12 protein-coding genes are annotated in these 18,606 nt (G+C 62.4%); 9 read left to right on the top strand and 3 right to left on the bottom strand.

Annotation, left to right across the window (positions count from 1 at the left end; all coding sequences use genetic code 11):
- Positions 1-129 precede the first annotated feature (129 nt).
- The 8 genes from QFX07_RS03525 (at position 130) to mutM (ending at position 9,393) form a co-directional block, all read left to right on the top strand.
- Positions 130-1,437 (top strand): DAK2 domain-containing protein, encoded by a 1,308-nt coding sequence (locus QFX07_RS03525; RefSeq protein WP_279740203.1) that lies wholly within the window; start codon positions 130-132, stop codon positions 1,435-1,437.
- Positions 1,434-5,129 (top strand): helicase-related protein, encoded by a 3,696-nt coding sequence (locus QFX07_RS03530; protein ID WP_279754159.1) that lies wholly within the window; start codon positions 1,434-1,436, stop codon positions 5,127-5,129. Before QFX07_RS03525 ends, QFX07_RS03530 begins: the two co-directional genes overlap by 4 nt.
- Before the next feature lie 110 nt (positions 5,130-5,239).
- Entirely contained in the window at positions 5,240-5,899 is a 660-nt protein-coding gene (gene rsmD / locus QFX07_RS03535; protein ID WP_279754158.1) for a 16S rRNA (guanine(966)-N(2))-methyltransferase RsmD, read from the top strand.
- Between the two features lie 132 nt (positions 5,900-6,031).
- Positions 6,032-6,508: a pantetheine-phosphate adenylyltransferase gene (gene coaD / locus QFX07_RS03540; protein ID WP_279740199.1), complete on the top strand. Its 477-nt coding sequence runs from the start codon at positions 6,032-6,034 to the stop codon at positions 6,506-6,508.
- Positions 6,509-6,712: 204 nt separating this feature from the next.
- A complete protein-coding gene (locus tag QFX07_RS03545; RefSeq protein ID WP_348539939.1) occupies positions 6,713-7,321 on the top strand; it encodes a YceD family protein in 609 nt (202 codons plus the stop codon).
- 30 nt (positions 7,322-7,351) lie between these two features.
- Positions 7,352-7,555: a 50S ribosomal protein L32 gene (gene rpmF, locus QFX07_RS03550; protein ID WP_279754157.1), complete on the top strand. Its 204-nt coding sequence runs from the start codon at positions 7,352-7,354 to the stop codon at positions 7,553-7,555.
- Between the two features lie 16 nt (positions 7,556-7,571).
- The gene (rnc, locus tag QFX07_RS03555; RefSeq protein WP_005508108.1) at positions 7,572-8,261 is read left to right on the top strand and encodes a ribonuclease III; all 690 of its coding nucleotides are present in this window, start codon (positions 7,572-7,574) and stop codon (positions 8,259-8,261) included.
- 76 nt (positions 8,262-8,337) lie between these two features.
- Positions 8,338-9,393, top strand: coding sequence for a bifunctional DNA-formamidopyrimidine glycosylase/DNA-(apurinic or apyrimidinic site) lyase (gene mutM / locus QFX07_RS03560; protein WP_279754156.1), 1,056 nt, complete (start codon positions 8,338-8,340; stop codon positions 9,391-9,393).
- Between the two features lie 159 nt (positions 9,394-9,552).
- On the opposite strand, the gene QFX07_RS03565 is transcribed toward mutM, so the two are convergent.
- From QFX07_RS03565 to QFX07_RS03575, 3 genes are all read right to left on the bottom strand, one after another.
- On the bottom strand, positions 9,553-10,794 hold the full coding sequence (locus tag QFX07_RS03565) for an NAD-dependent epimerase/dehydratase family protein (RefSeq protein ID WP_279754233.1): 1,242 nt from the start codon (positions 10,792-10,794) through the stop codon (positions 9,553-9,555).
- A 35-nt stretch (positions 10,795-10,829) separates the two neighbouring features.
- Positions 10,830-13,835 carry an alpha/beta fold hydrolase gene (locus QFX07_RS03570; protein ID WP_279754155.1) on the bottom strand — a complete coding sequence of 1,002 codons (3,006 nt, stop codon included), beginning with the start codon at positions 13,833-13,835 and terminating at the stop codon, positions 10,830-10,832.
- A gap of 87 nt (positions 13,836-13,922) precedes the next feature.
- The gene (locus tag QFX07_RS03575) at positions 13,923-14,978 is read right to left on the bottom strand and encodes a 3-oxoacyl-ACP synthase III (protein ID WP_279754154.1); all 1,056 of its coding nucleotides are present in this window, start codon (positions 14,976-14,978) and stop codon (positions 13,923-13,925) included.
- 335 nt (positions 14,979-15,313) lie between these two features.
- Between QFX07_RS03575 and QFX07_RS03580 the strand changes: the two genes are divergently transcribed.
- The gene (locus QFX07_RS03580; protein WP_279754232.1) at positions 15,314-18,592 is read left to right on the top strand and encodes a chromosome segregation SMC family protein; all 3,279 of its coding nucleotides are present in this window, start codon (positions 15,314-15,316) and stop codon (positions 18,590-18,592) included.
- The last annotated feature ends 14 nt before the right edge of the window (positions 18,593-18,606 follow it).

Raw genomic sequence — 18,606 nt, forward strand, 5'->3', positions numbered from 1 at the left:
ACTAGAATAGAAGTACGAAATAGGCTGGATACCGCCCGTGCCGCGGACGCTGAGAAATCAGTCAGGAACTAGCCGAGAACTAGTTGAGAAATCAGCCGAGAACCAGGTGAAACTGATAGGGAGGGTAGCGTGAACGCAGAACAGAACCAGCGCACCGAAGAGCGCGAGATCTACCGCCGCGCCTGCGTGCGCGCCTACCGCTTCGGTATAGCGTGGTCCACCGCCGCCCGCACCACCATCGAACGCTACCGTGAGGCGCTCAATGAACTCAATGGGTTCCCCGTGCCCGATAAGGACACCGGCTCCAATATCGCCCACACCCTGCTGACCCTGACTGAAGAGTTTGAGCGGGGTATGGAGCAGGTTCTGCCCAGTGAAATTCTTCCTAGTGAGGTTCTGTCCGGTGAGGTTCTGCCAGCTAACGAAATTCCTGGCGGGGAGGGTGCGTGCGTGCCCGAGTCGGCGGGTGCCTCCGAAGCCGAAACCCTCGCCGACCTGTGGATTCAGCTGGGCGGTATCTACGAGCACGCGATTATGCGCGCATCCCGCGTGGCGCGCGGCAACTCGGGTACTCTGCTCTGTGCCTGGGCGCTGGAGGCAGTGCGCAGCTACTGGTTCCTGCCTGGAAACCTTGCTCGGGAGCTCGGTGACGCAGCCGATGAGTTGCCGCTCGTGCGAGCCCTGGAGGCAGACTACGAGCGCGTTATTGCTAGCGGCTGCTTGCCGAAGCACCGTGAGGTGAAGTTGGAGTACGCCCACGCGGAAGCACGCGCGATGGCGTTCGCGGCGGAGCGGATTCGCGCCAGCGTGGGGGAGCAGATGGTGCCCTCCACAATGCTGTCGGTTATGGTGGAGCTCGCCCGCCTGGACGCACACTACGATGCATTACAGGACGCAGAAGCCGCTGACGAGGCGCTGAAAGAGCGTCGACGTGCGCTGATGTGTGCCACCCTGGAACGTACCGCGCAGTTTCCGCCCTCGCCAGAGCTTGCCGGTTTCGTGGATGCCGGTGCGCTCGGGTTCTACCTTGCCGTGGTGCACTCCAACCCGCGCTGGGAGGCAGCAACCCTGAACGAGGCGCAGGTGGAGTCCATGCTCCGTGCGCCTTCTGCAGTAGATGCGGTGCGAACGGGCTCTGAATCTGCTGAGCACACAGAACAGGTGGGGCAGAGCGGCTGGGAGCTCATGGGTACACTGAGCTGCGAACCTCTGGCCCTGGCGCAGCTGCGCCCTGAACTTGAAGCCATGGGTGACAGCCTGCTTATTACCCCCCTGGACATGGCGGCTGGGCTCTGGACACTGCACGTGCATGTGCCCGACATCGACCCCGCCCGCGAGCTGATTATGGGCTACGGTCAGTGGTCGGATGAGCGTATTTCTTCCCTCGCGGATGGTCACCACACCGACCACGCGTGCGGTGCGGAGGGCGGCGTATGAGCCCCGCCCGACGTTCCGTGAACACGCAGCAGGAAGCCCTGGACTTGGGGCTTCCTGAGCCTGCGCCCGAAAAAACTAAGCCGATAAATACTAAACCTGCGAAGGTTGAAGTAGCGCAGGGTGAGCCCGTAGATTCAGCGGGTGTCGAGTATACCCGTGCCGGTTCTGCGACCCGAGCTCATCATGGGAAAAAAGACGCGCCGCTACTGAGCGATGAGCAGCTCCGCACCACCGCCGAGCTGACCGTGCGTGATCTTGCCGCCTACGCCCGAGGCGAGGTGAGCCGCGCTGAGCTGAGCAAACGCGCCGCGCAGCGCGCCAGTGCCCCCTACCGTAAGGCGCTCAAGACGCTCAAGCATTCGCTGGGCCCCGCAGCGCACACCATGACCGACGACGCTATCTACGAGCTGGTCGATATTGCGTTGGCGGCGCGGCAGGCAACTCAGCCGGATGAACAGCAACCGAAGGAACCTGCCCGGAAAGCGCCCGCCCGGAAGAAGCCAGCTCAGAAGAAGCCAGCTCAGAAGAAAGCAGTTCAGAAGGAACTTGCACAGAAGGAACTAGCTCAGAACGACCCCAACCCGCAGCAGAGCGAAACTGCCGCCCGGGCTACTTCGGCGCGCCCGCAGAAGATAACGAAAGCGAGCGAAGAGGCCGAGCAGAAGCCTGCGCCGAAGAAGAGCGCGCCCGAGGTAGAAGTTGAAAAGTCCGCGACCAAAAAGCCTGCACCTAAAAAGGCTGTAGCGAAGAAGACTGCGCCCGCGGAGAAAGCTCCCGCTTCTAAAGCCTCGGCATCGAAAATCCCGGCAAAGCCGAAAACCGCAGCGCCGAAAACCGCATCCAAGAAGGTAACGCCTGCACAGAAACCCCCCGCCCAGAAAGCTTCGACGAAGAAGGCAACTACTGAGAAGGTTGTGGCTGAGAAGCCCGCATCAGCTACCGCGGAGGCTAAGAGCCGTGCCCTGGCGCGCTACGCCTCCGAAGACCGCATCGAAAATGCGCCGCTCAAAAAGTACCTACCCGCGCCCAGCGCCAAGACAATCTCCACGCACCTGGACCTGCACACCGTCGGGGAGATGCTCGATTACTTCCCTCGCAAGTACCTGCCGCGCGGTGAGCTCAGCTCCTTCGCAAAACTCGTTGAGGGCCAAGACGTCACCATCATCGCCCGCGTGGTGCACGTGAGCACCCGAAATATGGCGGCGCGCCGCGGCAAAATCACGGAAGTGACCATCACTGACCGGCTTTCCGACGCCACCGGGCAGGAAGCACCCGCCGGTTTTGGTGCCGCTGGCCTCAATGCAGGTGGTCCTGTATCCGTGGTGCCCGGCCGTGCTAACCGCCCCGGCGCGTCCGGCGTATCCAGAGTATCCGGTGTGCCCGCGCAGAACTGGCAAGCAACCGGGATGCACAACCCGCGTATCAACGCGCTCGCTAACTCCACGCAGAACCCAGCCGCACAGATTCCCAGCGCCCAGAACCCGATACAGGGCAGGGGAGTGCAACCCGCCTCCTACAGCGGTTACGCAGACAGCTACGGTCAGGATAGCTTCGCACAGGATAGTTTTGCACAGGATAGTTTTGCACAGGGAGGCCTCTTTGGCGTGCCCGCACCTAGCATGACGAACCCCGGCGCGCTCATCGGCTCGCAGATCAAGCTCTCCTTCTTCAACGCCTGGACTGCCGCCCGTGAAATCCGTGAGGGCGAAACCATGATGTTCTCCGGCAGGGTCGGCATCTACCGCGGCGAATACACCCTCACCAACCCGCACTACGCCCTGCTATCGAAGGACGCCTCCGGCGCGGACGTCACCGACGCCGCCACCGCCCCCGTGCCCGTCTACCGCGCCCCAGTGAAGCTACCCACCGACCGCATCAGCGGCTACATGGCGCAGCTGCTCGAAAAGGTGCCGCTCAAAGAACTCGAAGACCCGGTACCCTACACGATTCGTCGCGCCCGCAAGGTGCACTCGCTGGAGTGGACGTATCGCGCCCTGCATACCCCCGACTCGGAGGACACCTGGCGTGCCGCGCAGGCGCAGATGCGTTACCGCGAGGCATTCGTGCTGCAGAGTGCGCTTGCCCGCCTGCATTCGGTGCGTGCCGCGCACCTGACTCAGCCGCGCCCCACCGTGGAGGGTGGACTCGCCGATCAGCTGCTTCAGGTTCTGCCCTACGAGCTGACTGAGGGGCAGCAGAAGGTAGGCGCTGAGATTGCCGCCGATCTGTCGAGCGAATCGCCCATGAACCGCCTGCTACAGGGTGATGTGGGTTCCGGTAAGACCGTGGTGGCTCTGCGTGCCATGCTGCAGGTTGCTGATGCGGGCGGCCAGTCCGCGATGCTGGCCCCGACCGAGGTGCTCGCTGAGCAGCATTTGCGTTCGGTACTAGACATCCTGGGGGATATGGCGGCGTCCGAAGACTCTGATACTGACGATTCAGCCGCCGGTTCTGCCGATGAAACTCCCTGGAGGAGCGGGGAGAAACCCCGCCGTGTGCGTGTGCGCCTGCTGACCGCCTCCATGGGTACCCGCGCTAAGCGCAAGGTACTGCAGGAGCTCGCCGCCGGCGCCGCCCAGATTGTGATTGGCACCCACGCCCTGCTTTCCGATGAGGTGCGCTTCCACGATTTGGGTCTGGTCGTCGTGGACGAGCAGCACCGCTTTGGTGTGGAGCAACGCGACGGTCTGCGCGGCACTGACGGCGCTCTGCCGCACCGCCTAGTCATGACCGCAACGCCCATTCCGCGTACCGTCGCCATGACCGTGTTCGGTGATCTGGATGTGTCCGTGCTCGACACCCTGCCCGCCGGTCGCCAGAAAATCTCAACCCATGTGGTGCCCCTCGCCGAGAAGCCTGCCTGGGCATCCCGGCTGTGGAGGCGTGCCCGCGAAGAAATCGACGCGGGCCACCAGGTGTATGTTGTCGTACCCAAAATTGGGGAGGACGGCGACAGCCTGGAGGAAGGTGCCGCGTTCTTTGGCGCATCCAGTCTGAATGGTGCGGGAACAGGCACGGGCAACTCAGCCCAGGGCTATTTCGGTCAGGGTGGTAACGCCAGCAGCGACGGCAAGGTTCAGCTGACCTCGGTCGCCTCAATGTACTCGTACCTGAGCGCTGAGGACGCCCTCATCGGTATGCGTATCGGCACCCTGCATGGACGCATGGACCCGGCGGAGAAGACGGCCGTCATGACCGCTTTCGAACGCGGTGAAATTGACCTGCTCATCAGCACCACCGTCATTGAGGTGGGCGTGAACGTTCCGAACGCCACGCTCATAATTATCATGGACGCCGACCGCTTTGGCATCTCGGGCCTACACCAGTTGCGCGGTCGTGTGGGCCGCGGCGGCTACGCGGGCACCTGCCTGCTGGTTACCCGCCAGGAGGCAGGTGGCGTGTCCCGCGAGCGCCTGGATGCGGTTGCCTCCACCACGGACGGCTTTGAGCTCTCTCGTATCGACCTGGCGCAGCGCCGCGAGGGTGATATTCTGGGTGCTGCACAATCGGGCTCAAAGAGCACTCTGCGCTTCTTGCGGGCACTTGCCGATGCTGACATTATTGAGTGTGCCCGCGAGGATGCCCGCTCGGTGGTGGAGAAGGATCCGACGCTGGCTAAGCATCCGTCTTTGGCGCGTACGATTGACCGTGCCCTGGACGCTGACCGTGAGGCGTTCCTCGGCAGGGGATAAGCGCTCAACGGGGCAGAACGCTCTGCCAGCCCCGCCCACCAACTTGCTTTGACCATAACCCACCGAAACCGTGACGTTAACACACCGCACTAGTTAAGAGGAGAATCCCTATGAGCCGTATTATTTCCGGTGCCGCCGGAGGTGTTCGCCTTACCTCGGTTCCGGGGGATAATACTCGCCCCACCACCGATCGGGTGAAGGAATCCCTCTTCTCCAAACTAGAGAGCTACGACATTATTCGTGGCGCCCGTGTGCTGGACGCCTTTGGCGGTTCGGGTGCGCTTGGCTGCGAGGCGCTCTCGCGCGGTGCAGCCTCCGTGACTCTGCTGGATACGTACCCGAAGGCTGTTGCGGTGATTCGCAAGAACCTTGCCGCGGTGGAGAAGGCAATGGGGTGCACCGGCTCTGGTCCTTCTGGCGCTACCGGTTCTGTGGCACACGTGCAGCAGTCTCAGGCGCTGACCTACGTGAAGTCCGCCTCCGGTCCGTGGGATCTGGTGTTTGTTGACCCGCCCTACGCCGTGCCAAATGAGCAGGTCAGCGAGCTGCTGGAGGAACTCACCTCTAAGCTTGCCGAGGGTGCCGTGATCGTGGTGGAGCGTTCTTCGCGCGATCCGGAGCCGGTGTGGGGCGAGGGCCTGTACTGTTTTTCGACCCGTCAGCACGGCGAGACAGTTCTCTACTATGTGGAGCCTGACGAGGTGGAGGAGCAAGCGGGCGACGAGTTCGGCAACGAATCTGGTGAGGACGCTGAAGAGATCGCTGCCTAAGATTTCTGTCTCATCTCACCGATCAATCTTTCCGCCTCAGCCTGCGCTCGCCCGCATGACGCTATCCCGCATCCTAAATTCGCCCGTATCTAGTCATTCCAACGTCTGATATTTATTCGTGAAGGGACCGCCATGATTGTCCTCTGCCCCGGATCTTTTGACCCCGTGCACCACGGCCACCTGGAAATCATTGCCCGCGCCGCTCAGCTCTTTGACGAGGTGATCGTGGGCGTGGCGCACAATAGCTCCAAGAAGTACCGTTTCTCCCTGGAGAAGCGCGTGCAGCTGGTGCGTGAGTCTTTGCGGGAGCTCGGCATTGAGGGTGTGGGCGTGGAGCCGATTCCGCCGGGCGTGCTGCTTGCCGAGTACGCGGCGGAGCGTGGTGCGAAGGTGCTGGTGAAGGGTTTGCGTTCGGCGACGGATTACAGCTATGAGGCTCCGATGGCGAGTATGAACCGCCACTTGGCGCAGGTTGAGACGGTGTTCTTGGCCGGTGAGGACCGCTACGGTGCGGTGTCGTCCACGATTATTCGTGAGGTGGCGTCGTTGGGTGGTGATGTGACTGCCTTCGTGCCGGAGGCGGTCGCCCGCGCGTTGAAAAACGCCTAATCAACCCGGGCAACCCGGATGCGCACCCGTCCGATACGCCAGATACGCACACGGCACAGCAAACTGTACCGCCGACCGGGCGCTTAATTACCTCTGGAATGCCCCGACCGGCTGGTTAAGTGCCGCGCGGTGTCTCCTTAAGAGGATCTTTAAGAGGTGAGCGCCACTTAAAGAGATTTAAAAGGCGCTTAATCTTGATTAACGGTGCGAATGACCTCTAAAATGGGACTTTGGTTTATACATTTCGTAAGGAGAAACGCCATTTCACGTGCAGACGCATCGCCGCTGGTTGTATCAGTCACTAACCTGATTCACCGCCCCGGCACCATGGAAACTCTCGCTGAGGTTCTGCCCGCACCGGCAGACCTGGGTAACACGCTCATCGGCGTGGAAGAGGGCTCGGATATTGACCTCGATATTCGTATGGAGTCTGTTGTTGATGGTATCCTAGTAACCGGCTCCGTTGTTGTGGATGTACACGGCGAGTGTAGCCTTTGCTTGGATCCGATTGATTATGAGATGTCGGCCAATATTCAAGAGCTTTTCGTCTTTGAGAAGGCCCCGGCTGGCGGCCCCGAAGACGAAGTAGATGAGCAGTACGCCGTTGAGGATGATTCCATCGACCTTGAACCGGCTCTGCGGGACGCAGTAATCCTTCAACTGCCGTTCCAGCCTGTTTGTAGGGATACCTGCCAGGGTCTGTGCGCCGATTGCGGTGCGCGCCTGGAGGATGACCCCGGGCATCATCACGAGGTGTTGGATCCGCGCTGGTCGGCTCTACAGGGCCTGCTCGGCGCAGATACCGAAAACTAAATTGTTGTTACTAGAGATTGTGAGATAGCTGTGGCTGTTCCCAAGCGCAAGATGTCCCGCGCTAACACCCGCGCACGCCGTTCCCAGTGGAAGGCATCCGTGCCCCAGCTGGTTAAGACCGTTGAAAATGGTCGCGTGACCTACAGCCTGCCCCACCAGGCAAAGGTTGTAACCGACGCTGCAGGCAACACCCTGTTCCTGGAGTACAAGGGCCGTAAGGTTGCAGACGCCTAAGAAGCGGTGAATCCTTATGACTGAATTTCCTAGTGTTGATACTAGGGAGTTGCGTAAACGTCTCGGGGTCGATATCGACGCCGAGACGTTTTTGCTATCCCTAACCCACCGCTCCTACGCCTTCGAGAACCCCGGAGTGGAGCATAATGAACGCCTGGAGTTCCTGGGCGATTCGGTGCTTTCCCTGGCAATTGCTGAAGAAGTGTACCGACGCTACCCCGACCTGCCCGAGGGAGAGCTCGTGAAGCTGCACCACGTGGTGGTGTCTACTGTGGCATTGGCGAAGGTGGCACGCGACCTGGATCTGGGCCGGTACATCCTGCTCGGTAAGGGCGAGATTCACACCGGCGGCGCCGACAAGGACTCGATCCTTGCCGACACCATGGAAGCGATTTTCGGCCTGACCTACCTGGAGTGCGGTCGCGAGGCGGCTCGTGACCTGGTGCTACGCCTGATCGCCCCGCTGCTCGATGATGAGAAGGTTCTGAACTCTGGACGAGACTGGAAGACCGAGCTGCTGAACCTCGCCACCGCCCGCGGTTGGGGAGACGTGCGCTATGAGGTCACCGGTGAGGGCCCCGACCACGCGCGCGTGTACACTGCGGTCGCTATTGTGGCGAACCAGCAGACCGGTACCGGTGTGGGTCCGAGCAAGAAGGAAGCGGAGCGCCTTGCCGCTGAGCAGGCGTACCGCGTTCTGGTTTAGGCTCGTTCAATCATCCTGCAGGTCTGCTAACTCTGCGGGGCTCTTGATCCTGCAATCCTGTTGAGGGGAGTAAATCATGCCCGAACTACCCGAGGTAGAAACCGTTCGCGCGGGCATCGCCAATCATTCCTTGGGTCGCCCCGTGCGGGCGGTGCGCGTGGTCGATGCCCGTTCGCTGCGCAGACACCTGACCGGTCCCGCCCACTTTGAGGTGGCACTGACCGGCAGGGTGCTGCGCGGTGCCTACCGCCGCGGCAAGTACCTGTGGCTGACCCTGAGCGAGGCGGACGGCACACTTGCCGACGAGGCACTCGTGGTGCATCTGGGCATGAGCGGTCAGCTGCTTGTGCGCGATGAACCGGGCAGAGATTTGGGCAGTGACTCGGGTAATGATTTGCAGGCGCGTGCGGCCTTTGATGAGCAGCCGCGGCACCTGCGCGTGGCGCTAGAGCTAGGACCGGCGGAAGCCACCGGCGATGCGGTGAGCACCAACCGGGCATGTACCGGGCAGCGCTTGCTTTTCGTGGATCAGCGCATCTTCGGTGGTATGTTCCTCAGCCCGATGGTACCGGACGTACCCGCGGTGGTAGCAGTGAATGAAGCTGCGGCGGGTGAAGTATCTGAGCGTTTTCTGGTGCCGGAAGCAGTCAAGCACATTGCCCGCGACCCGCTGGACGAATTCTTCGACTCCGCGGCGGTGCGTCGCAAGTTCCTGCGTACCTCCAGCGGGATTAAGAAGGTGCTGCTGGACCAGTCGGTCATCTCTGGCGTAGGCAATATCTACGCCGATGAGGCGCTGTGGCGTGCGCGGTTGCACTATGCGAAGCCCGCACGCACCCTCAGCGCCGCTCAAACCCGCGAACTGCTGGAGGCTGTCACCCAGGTGCTGCGCGAGTCCTTGGCGGCTGGCGGCACAAGCTTCGACGCCCTGTACGTGAATGTGCTGGGGGAGTCTGGCTACTTTGCGCGCTCGCTGAACGCCTACGGCCGTGCCGGGGAGCCTTGCCACCGTTGCGCGGAGGCGGGCCGCACATCCCTGATAGTGCGCGAACCGTTCCAGAACCGTTCGTCCTACCGTTGCCCGCACTGCCAGCGGGCACCGCGCTCTCGACAAGTTGAGGGCTCTCGATAAGGCTTACGGTAGGCACAAACTCACGCTAGTTATGCATATGACGGCGTAGCTACGTTTCTCCCATATGGGGGATGTAGCTACGCCGTCATTCGCTTAAACCTCATTCATTTAAACCGAGAGTGGGGGAGCCAACCCGAAAGCCACCCCGAAAAGAAGCACTTAGCGGCTGTACTTGTTGCCGTAGAATAAGCCCAGACGCTCATAGCCTTCCTCAATCGACACGGCGGGCTCCCAATGCAGAAGCTCGCGGGTGCGGCGCTGATCAAACCAGTGCGCGGTCGACAGCTGCTCCGCAAGGAACTCCGTCATCGGCGGCTCATCACCGGCGGTCACGTTCTTCGGCAGACGCTCCCACACACGCTCAATAACCTTACCCGCCAGAGCCGCAACCTTCGCTGGAACCGAGAAACGCGGAGCGGGAACACCGACCGCCTCACAGAAACCACCCAGTAGCTCAGCGATAGTGCGCGGCTGACCGTTCGTCACCACCAGCGCCCGACCCGCAAAAGCGTCGATGCGCTGATAGCCATGCACCAGCGCATCCGCGGCGTTATCAATGTAGAGCGTATCAATCAGCCCCGTACCGCCAGAGAGCAACGGCAGGCGGCCCGCGGCGGAACGCTCCAGAATACGCTCCACCAGCTGGGTGTCGCCCGGACCCCACATCAGGTGAGGACGCAACGCACCCACGCGCAACACCCCGCCGTCGGGCAGGGCAGTGCCGTTCGCCTCCAACGCCAGCAGCTCAGCGGCAGCCTTTGAACGCGCATAGTTACCGCGCGCATGCTCCGGGGACGCTACGCCGGCACCATCACCCACGATTGCCGCACCGGCATGAGCCACCGACGGCGAGGAAATATACAGGAACGAACCCACCGAATGGTTCAGTGCCGCCTGCAACAGGGTGCGGGTTCCCTCAATGTTGATGCGCTCATAATCAGACCACTCGCCGCTGACCGAAACCTTCGCCGCAGCATGCACCACGCCCTTCATACCGGTCATCGCCAGATCCACAGCCTGCGCGTTCGTAATATCGCCGCGCACCTGCTCAAAACGCGGGCGCACCGAATCGGGCAACAGAGCCGCAATACCCGAATCACCACGCTGAAAAACGCGCACATCATAGCCGGCACGCAACAACGCCAACACACTCTCACGACCTAGCAGGCCGCTCGCACCGGTAAAGAGGATGCGCTCGCCAATACGCGGCGCAAAATCAGGCTCCTCAATTGGGCGTAGCGAACGCGGGGCGGGATCACTGTAGCGTGCCGCCAGCGGCTGCGCCGGCTTACGGAACCGAGCCGTCGGGGAAGTCACCGCATGCGAGGTCGACAGGCGCGGTTCAGATAAGCGGGGTACAGACTCATGGGAAGAGGACTCACGCGAAGAATGAGGGGACATCATACTCCTTAGACTTAGGGGGATCCGGCAGGCGCTTACGCCCCCGCAAGAACCTTCGACGCCCGCTCACCCAGGGCGGGGCGGTTAATCTTTGAATTATGGCGAATATCGGTCGGATGCTCGTGCACCACCAGCACCGCGGCAAGCTCCACACCGGTATCCTCGGCAACCTTCTGACGCACCAGCTGCGACAGCTCGAAGGGAGCCACACCCTCTGCAATGGGGAAGCGGTTGGTGCCAGGCACGCGATTGAGCAGGGCACGCTTGAGACCCGATGCCGACTGGCGTGCCTCCAAAGCGGCAGTATTTGCCGAAGCCTCAATGACCAGCACCGGGGCGGCAGTACCGGCAGGGCCCACTGCAACCAGGGCGGCGCGGCGCACCTCCGGCAGGGACTCGGCGGACTGCTCAGCCGCAACCGGGGTCAGTACACCCTGCGAAGTCAGCAGTACGTGCGCGAGACGGCCTTCAACCCACAGGCGACCCGAAGCGTCCAGGTGTCCAACGTCACCGGTATGATGCCAACCCGGAGTGCTAATGGACTGCTCCTCAGTCACCCACAGGGTGTCGTAGCGGTCCTTCACATGCGGTGCCGACACCAGAATCTCACCGGTCACACCCGGCTCATGGGTCAGCTCATCCGCCACCGAACCGTCCTGCAGCAGCGGCGCAATAGCGACCGCCGCACCGTACACCGCAAACCCAACGCATACGCCGTCACGGGCGAACGGGTCAAGCACCTCACCGGCAGCATTCGGGGTGCCCTCAGCAATCGCCTGGCGAATCATCTCGAAAGACACATCGGTCACCGGCAGGCCCTCGGTCATGCCGTACGGAGTGTGCAGGGAAGCGTTCGGCACCAGGGCGGAGAGCGCCTCCAGCAGCGGCACGGGAATTGGTGCGCCAGCGCTCAGCACGGTCTGAACCTTAGCCAATGCCGCACGCTGCTCCCCGTTCAGCTCATCGGCGGTTGCCACAACATTCACCAGAGCGGCAGGGGAAGCGAACACGACCGTCGCATCAATAGCCGCCGCAGCCGACGCCAGTGCAGAAGCCGTCAGAGTCTTCGGGCGGGTCACATCCATCGTAGGAGTCACGCTGGTAGCACCCAGCGCCGGGCCCAACAGAGCAAAAGGCGCGAAGCCAGCCACCAGACCGCTACCGGGCGCAAAACCGTACGTATTCGCAATGGCATCACGCATACCCGCCAGCTGACGCTGCGTGTACACCACGCCCTTAGCCGGGCCGGTCGAACCGGAGGTGTACAGCACCGCTGCATCAGCATCCGGCACGGGGGAGGGGAACTCCACCACGGTCGGGGTGGGCACTGGCGCACCCGGAGTACCGTCAGCGGCGGGCGCGGTAAATACCGAACCGGCAACGCCTAGTAGCTTCTCCTGCACCGGACCCAGCGGATCCACAGAAATACGCACACCCGGCCATAGCAGCGTACGTGCAGCACTGAGCGCAGCGGGAATACCCACCAGGAAGCTCGGGTTAGCACCCTTCAACGCGCGAGTCAGACCCGGCAGACCCAGACCGGTATCAGCCACCACAATGACAGCGCCCAGCTTCATGCAAGCGTAAATCAGAGTGGTCAGGCGGGCACCCGGAGGCACCATCAGGTTCACGCGGTCGCCCGGACGCACACCTAGGGCGTGCAGGCGGGTAGCGGTGGCGTTGACCTGCTGGTTCAGTTCAGTCCAGGTCAGGGTCACAGACACGGAGGTGCCGTCACCCTTGGGGTCCATATCCACCACGGCGATGGAGGCATCGTCGGCGCGTTCGGTGAGAGCGGCGAGCATGGGGCGGAACGCCGCGGGAATAGTACCCTCAGATTCCTCAGCGGCAGCGCCCTCGCCGGTCGTAAGGCCGTGGCGGCGTGCGCGTGCGGCACGATGCTCCGCCTCCGCATTACGCGCCGGAACCAACACGCCATCCTCCAGCGTGCCAAAGGTTTGCGCAAGCCACGAAATCATGGGGGTGGCAATATCGTAATCCTCAATGACCAGGTGCGACGCCTTCTCGTAACGGTGCACCTTCGCCTGCGGCATGCGCTCCATCAGATCGAACAGGTAGCGGCGCTGGAACACCGGGTCCTTCGTCCCCCACTGGAAGAACGCGGGCACATCCAGCTCACGGATCTGCTCGGCAATATGCTGCATCGGAGCATAGGAGGGGATATCAGTACCGGTCGGAATATCACCCACAAAATTACGCACACCCTCACGCCACGCCGAATGAGCGTACGGCGCACGGTATGTACGGTATATCGCCTCGTTCAGAGGGCTCGGGTACAGGCGCTTAGGCTGCTTACCTACCGGCTGCGGTAGAGCACCATCAAGCGCCCCGGCACCGGCAGAACCCGGCACAGGCAGGCGGCCCTCATTCTGAGCCAAGCCCAAAGTCACATCAATAAACGCGGTCGAATCGTGAGTACCCCACTCGTGCACACCCAACGCCAGACGTAGGGCGGCAGGGATATTCTCAATGCCGTCATGGTAGACCGCGGTGTTCGTCAGCATCACGCCCGAAAGAATCTCACGATGCTCCAGCGCCCAACCAAAGGACACCAGCCCACCCCAATCATGGGCGAGAATCACGACCGGCTTGTTGGTCTCATCCAGACCCAGCGCCTTCGTAAAGTCACCCAGATCAGTGATACGGTCGGTCAGGGTACGGCGCTCACCCTCCAAATCCAGGTGGGTTCGCTCCGAATAACCCATATCAATCTGATCAACCGCAACCACACGCCACGGAGCGCGCTCATTCACACCCGCATCCAGCACGGTACGCCACAGGTACGACCAGGTAGGGTTCCCGTGCACACAGAGGATTGTGCCAATCGGCTCCAAACCCTGCTCGACCAGCACCGGAAGGTTATCTAGGTAGTGCCAGCGGCGCGCACCAGCCTGCTGCGCCCGCTGCTCAATGGGAGCGGTGGTGGGCACCTCCAGAAGGTGGGAGTAGCGCGGGTTCACGCCCGCCCATTCCTCCGGGTTGTAGGGAGGCTGAGCCTTAGGGAAGTTCAAATGGCGCATGCTGGGGGAATCCTTCCGGATCGAATCGGTAAATGTCTACCGCACAAAGGTTAAGGGGCTGCCGGCTAAAGGTTGCCGACTAACGGGCTACCACTGAATTTCAAGTAGGGCAGTGTTCAGACCAGAACCCACACCCATGCACAAAATACGGTCGCCCCCCTTGTAGGTCGGGGCGCACTCCGCAAGAGTCATCGGCAGAGCTGCCGCAGCCACATTGCCCCACTTCGGGAAGGTCATGGGGATGCGCTCACGCTCAATACCGACCGCCTCAATAATCGCGTTCGTGTGGGCGTTAGAAATCTGGTGGGTCACGTAGGAGGTCATGTCGTTCCACTCCCAGCCGTCCTGATGCGCTTGCTCCCAGGCCTGCGCCACCAGCTCCAGACCGTGCTTGAGCAGGCCCTCAGCATCAGTGTTCATGCCCTGATCCGCCTCGCCACCGATGCACAGGTTACGGTGCTCAGTGCCCGCACGGGATACCGAACCGACAATGCGGTGACCCTCCGGGTGGCGGTCAGCGCGACCGATCACAGCCGCCGCCGCGCCCGAACCGAGGGTCAGGGTCGCGAACTGTGCCAGCACATCCTCGCGGGTCGAATCAGGGTTGTTCAGAATGCGCACCGCGGTACGGTGCCACGGGGAGGGATCCTCGCCAGCGACAATCAGGGCGTAGTCGATAGCACCCGCATCAATCATGGTGGAGGCAACAGTCATCGCGTTCACAAAGCCCAGGCAGGCGTTCGTAATATCGAAGTTCAGGGCGTGACGCGGCAGCTCCATGCGGTCATGCACACCCACCGAAACGGCGGGCTCAAAGTTATCGCGAGTCACCGAAGCGTTAATCAGCAGGCCAATCTGGGAACGGTCAATACCCGCCTCCGCAATAGCCTTCTCGGCTGCGGCAACCACGCCGTCCTCGAAGGTCTGGCCCTCGGTCCAGCCGCGGCGAGTGCTAATACCTGCAAGACGTTCCAGCAGGCCCTTCGGCATGCGCAGACGCTGATAGGTTTGGGCCAGCTGCTCATCGAAGTAGTCGCTTGTGACGACCTCCGGAGGCAGCTCATGAGTAATGGACAGCAGAGCTGCATTAGCGTGACGAATGTCAGAGTTCGTGCCGACCTTCTCGGCGGGTGCTTTCAACAATGGTGTGGCCCTTGAAAATAGATGTCAGTGGTATACAAAGACGGCGGGGATACGCACTGCGTTCCCGCAGAATTCGCGATGCTCATTCCAACATACCGCACCGGTCGAGCGGACCCGTATCCGTAGACCCAATATGGACGCCCCCGTTCACCCCGCGCGTAAGATGATGCACAATGACGAACTTTGACTCCCCATCACCCGGTGCACGCTTTCACCCGGTGCACGCTAACGCCGCCCGCCTCCCGCACCGCGTACACTAGAGGGATGCCGCCACGCACCACAAAACGTGCCTGGCACACACCAGTTCTTTTGCAGAAAGGCCCCTTGTGCACCTGATGTCGCTGACCCTGCGCGGGTTCAAGTCTTTCGCCTCCGCCACCACTTTTGAGTTCACCTCCGGCATTAACGCGGTGGTCGGACCCAACGGCTCCGGTAAGTCCAATGTGTTGGATGCGCTCGCCTGGGTGATGGGAGAGCAGGGCGCTAAGAGCCTACGTGGTGGCAGCATGAAGGACGTCATTTTCGCGGGCTCCGGCGAGGCTGGTTCGGGCGACGGGGCCCAGCGTGCGCCCCTGGGTCGGGCCAAAGTCACCCTGACTTTCGATAATTCCGACGGCACCCTCAGCATTCCCGCTGACCGGGTGCAGATTTCGCGCACCATGTTCCGCTCAGGTGGCAGCGAGTACGAGATTAACGGTTCCCCGGCGCGTCTTGCCGATATTCAGGACCTGCTCTCGGAGGCGGGTCTGGGTCAGCAGATGCACGTGCTCGTCGGGCAGGGGCAGCTGGATGCGGTTCTGCACGCTACCGCCCAGCAGCGCCGCGACATGATTGAGCAGGCGGCAGGTGTGGTCAAGTACCGCCGCCGCCAGGAGAAGACCAGCCGCAAGCTGGAGTCTGTAGCATCGAACGTTACCCGCCTGAGCGACCTGGTGGCCGAGCTGGATTCGCAGCTGCAGCCGCTGAGCGAGCAAGCGGAATCCGCCGCGACCGCGCGTCAGCTGCAGGCGCGCATCCGCCAGCTGGAGGCGGTACTTTTGGCGCGTCAGCTGGGTGTTCTGCAGGCTGAGCAAGCGCAGGCTCTCGCCTCCGAGTCTGAAGGTACCCGTCGCACCGAAACCCTGAAAGAACAGCTGGAGGCGGCGCGTGCCGCATCCGCGAAGCATCAGCAGGAGCAGAACCGTCTGAACGCTGAGGTCACCGCTTGCCAGAAGGCCGTGTCGACCCTGCGCGAGTCCGCCGCGCGCGTGCGCACCGTGCAGTCCATCGCCGCCGAACGTGTGCGCACCTACCGCGTGGAGCTGACCGAGGCAACCGCCGCCGCCCGCGCCGGATACGAACGTACCCTGGAACTGCTGGAGGAACGCCGCGAAGAGGCAGAACGCGCAGTTGAAATCTACTCTAGCTTTGAAGAGCGCTACGATGCGGCACTGAAGACCGTTGAGAAGGCGGCATCTGAGGTGGCGCAGACTGAGCGTGTCTCGGGTGAGGCAGCGCAGTCTCGTTCCCGCGCGCAGGCTCAGCTCGATACCGCCCGCGCCGCTGCGGTGGAGGCGACCCGCGCCTACGCGGCGGCGGCTGAGCGTGCAGCAACTCTGCGTGAGGCGCTGGGTCAGAGCCTGGGGGAAGTACCCGCCGAGCTGGGCACTGAATCTGCCGAGGCGTTGTTCGACCCTGAGACTGGTGAGCTCATGGATTCTGCGAGCGAGGGCGCGAGCCTGCTGCGTGTGCTGGATGCCGTGCAGATTAACCCCGAGTATGCGCGCGCGGCATCTGCGGCACTGACCTCGCTGGCAACCGCGGCGTTGAGCGTGCCGGTTGAGGGCGCCGAGGTATCGCAGCTGCGCGGTAATGAGGGTGAAGAAAGCGGCGAATCTGCCGCGAAGGAACTTTCAACAGAACTGCCCGAATCCTGCGCCGCTGAGCTGCGTGAGCTGGGTATCCGCCCCGCAACCGAGATGATTAAGCCGCTCAGTGAAGACGCCGCCGCGCTCGCAGGCATCGACAAGCATACCCTCACTCGCATCACCGCGGCGCTGGGCGAGCGCCTGGTGGGCGTGCTGTTTGCGCCGGATGCCGCCTCCGCAGAGTACGCCCTGCATCTGCTCGCAGAGAGCGCAGGTCAGCGCACTATCTGGCGTATTTTTGACCCCGCAGGCACCGAGCACACCCGCTACAGCCTGCTCTACCCGGCTGAGGGCGCCAGCCCCCTGGAACTTGCCGCCGCATACCGCGCTGCATCCCAGGTCGTGACCCACACCCGCGCCGAACTGGATGAAACCGAGCAGACCGTTCAGAAGGCTCAGGCCGCGGCAGAGGCAGCGGTTGAAGTAGAACGCGAGGCTGCGAAGGCAGCGGGCGTGGCGAGTGCTGAGCATGCGCGTGCCCGCGCCCAGGCAGAGTCCCTGGAAGCATCCGCGCAGAACATTCAGAACGAGCGCGCCCGCCTGAACGAGCGCCTTACCGCCGCAGAGGAATCCGTGGCGCAGGCGCGTACCGCCTATGAGTCGGTGCGCACCCGCGAGGATTCCTACCTGGCGGGCGCGGGGGAGCAGGCTCCCGCGGCGACAATTGAGTGCCGCGCCCAGCGTCTGAGTGAGGTGCTTGCCGAGCAGGTGAGCGAGCGTGAGCAGCAGCTGCACGAGTTGAGCACCGACTTGAAGAACGCCCAGGAGGGCTTGACCAGCACCAATGACGAGGTGCAGGATTTGCAAGGGGCACACGCGGCGGCGCTGACCCTGCTGGCGCGCACCCAGACGGAGGCGGCGCGCGTGCAGGAGCGTGTGCAGGCTCTGGCTGAGCGTGCCCGCCTGGTGACCGGTTTGACCCTGGAGCAGCTGGAGGAGGAGTACTCCGAGCAGCTGCCGGTTGACGCGCCCGTTCAGGAGATGTCCAAAAACGCGGATTCCGAAAATACTGCCGCTGAAACGGCATCAGAGACTACCGAAGCCTCCACCGAGAGCGTCCGCGCTCGCCTCAAGGCAACCCGCGCCGAATTGGAGGCGCTGGGTGCCATTAACCCGCTGGCGCTGGAGGAGTATGAGGCGCTGTCTGAACGCCACGCCTACCTGAACCAGCAGATTGAGGATTTGAAGGCTACCCGCCGTGACCTGAACACGGTCATGGATGAGGTCAGCAGCCACATTGCGGATGTGTTCACCGCCGCGATGGAGGACATTAATACCCACTACCGCCGTATCTTTGAGACCCTATTCCCGGGAGGCGAGGGCCACCTGGAGCTGGACGATCCGTCCGATCCGTTGAATTCGGGTGTGGAGATTCACGCGCGCCCGGCGGGTAAAAAGGTTAAGCGCCTGTCGCTACTGTCTGGCGGTGAGCGTTCGCTCGCTTCGCTGGCGCTGTTGATTGCGATTTATATGTCTCGCCCTTCGCCGTTCTACGCCCTCGATGAGGTTGAGGCGGCGCTGGATGACCGCAACCTGTCGCGCCTGCTGCAGGTGGTTGGGGAGTTGGGGGAGCGTTCGCAGCTGATTGTGATTACGCATCAGAAGCGCACGATGCAGATTGCGGAGACCCTGTACGGGGTATCGATGCGCGGTGGCGTATCGACGGTGCTTTCTCAGCAGATGGAGGAGCTGCGCGAGCTGCTGTAGCTCGACGCGCCCCT

Source organism: Rothia similimucilaginosa (assembly GCF_029850985.2).
Lineage (GTDB): Bacteria > Actinomycetota > Actinomycetes > Actinomycetales > Micrococcaceae > Rothia.

Bases quoted from the DNA above. Each gene is read 5' to 3' on its own strand.
- rsmD (WP_279754158.1), top strand. From the start codon at position 5,240: ATGAGCCGTATTATTTCCGGTGCCGCCGGAGGTGTTCGCCTTACCTCG.
- QFX07_RS03530 (WP_279754159.1), top strand. From the start codon at position 1,434: ATGAGCCCCGCCCGACGTTCCGTGAACACGCAGCAGGAAGCCCTGGAC.
- rnc (WP_005508108.1), top strand. From the start codon at position 7,572: ATGACTGAATTTCCTAGTGTTGATACTAGGGAGTTGCGTAAACGTCTC.
- mutM (WP_279754156.1), top strand. From the start codon at position 8,338: ATGCCCGAACTACCCGAGGTAGAAACCGTTCGCGCGGGCATCGCCAAT.
- QFX07_RS03580 (WP_279754232.1), top strand. From the start codon at position 15,314: ATGTCGCTGACCCTGCGCGGGTTCAAGTCTTTCGCCTCCGCCACCACT.
- coaD (WP_279740199.1), top strand. From the start codon at position 6,032: ATGATTGTCCTCTGCCCCGGATCTTTTGACCCCGTGCACCACGGCCAC.
- QFX07_RS03565 (WP_279754233.1), bottom strand. From the start codon at position 10,794: ATGTCCCCTCATTCTTCGCGTGAGTCCTCTTCCCATGAGTCTGTACCC.
- QFX07_RS03570 (WP_279754155.1), bottom strand. From the start codon at position 13,835: ATGCGCCATTTGAACTTCCCTAAGGCTCAGCCTCCCTACAACCCGGAG.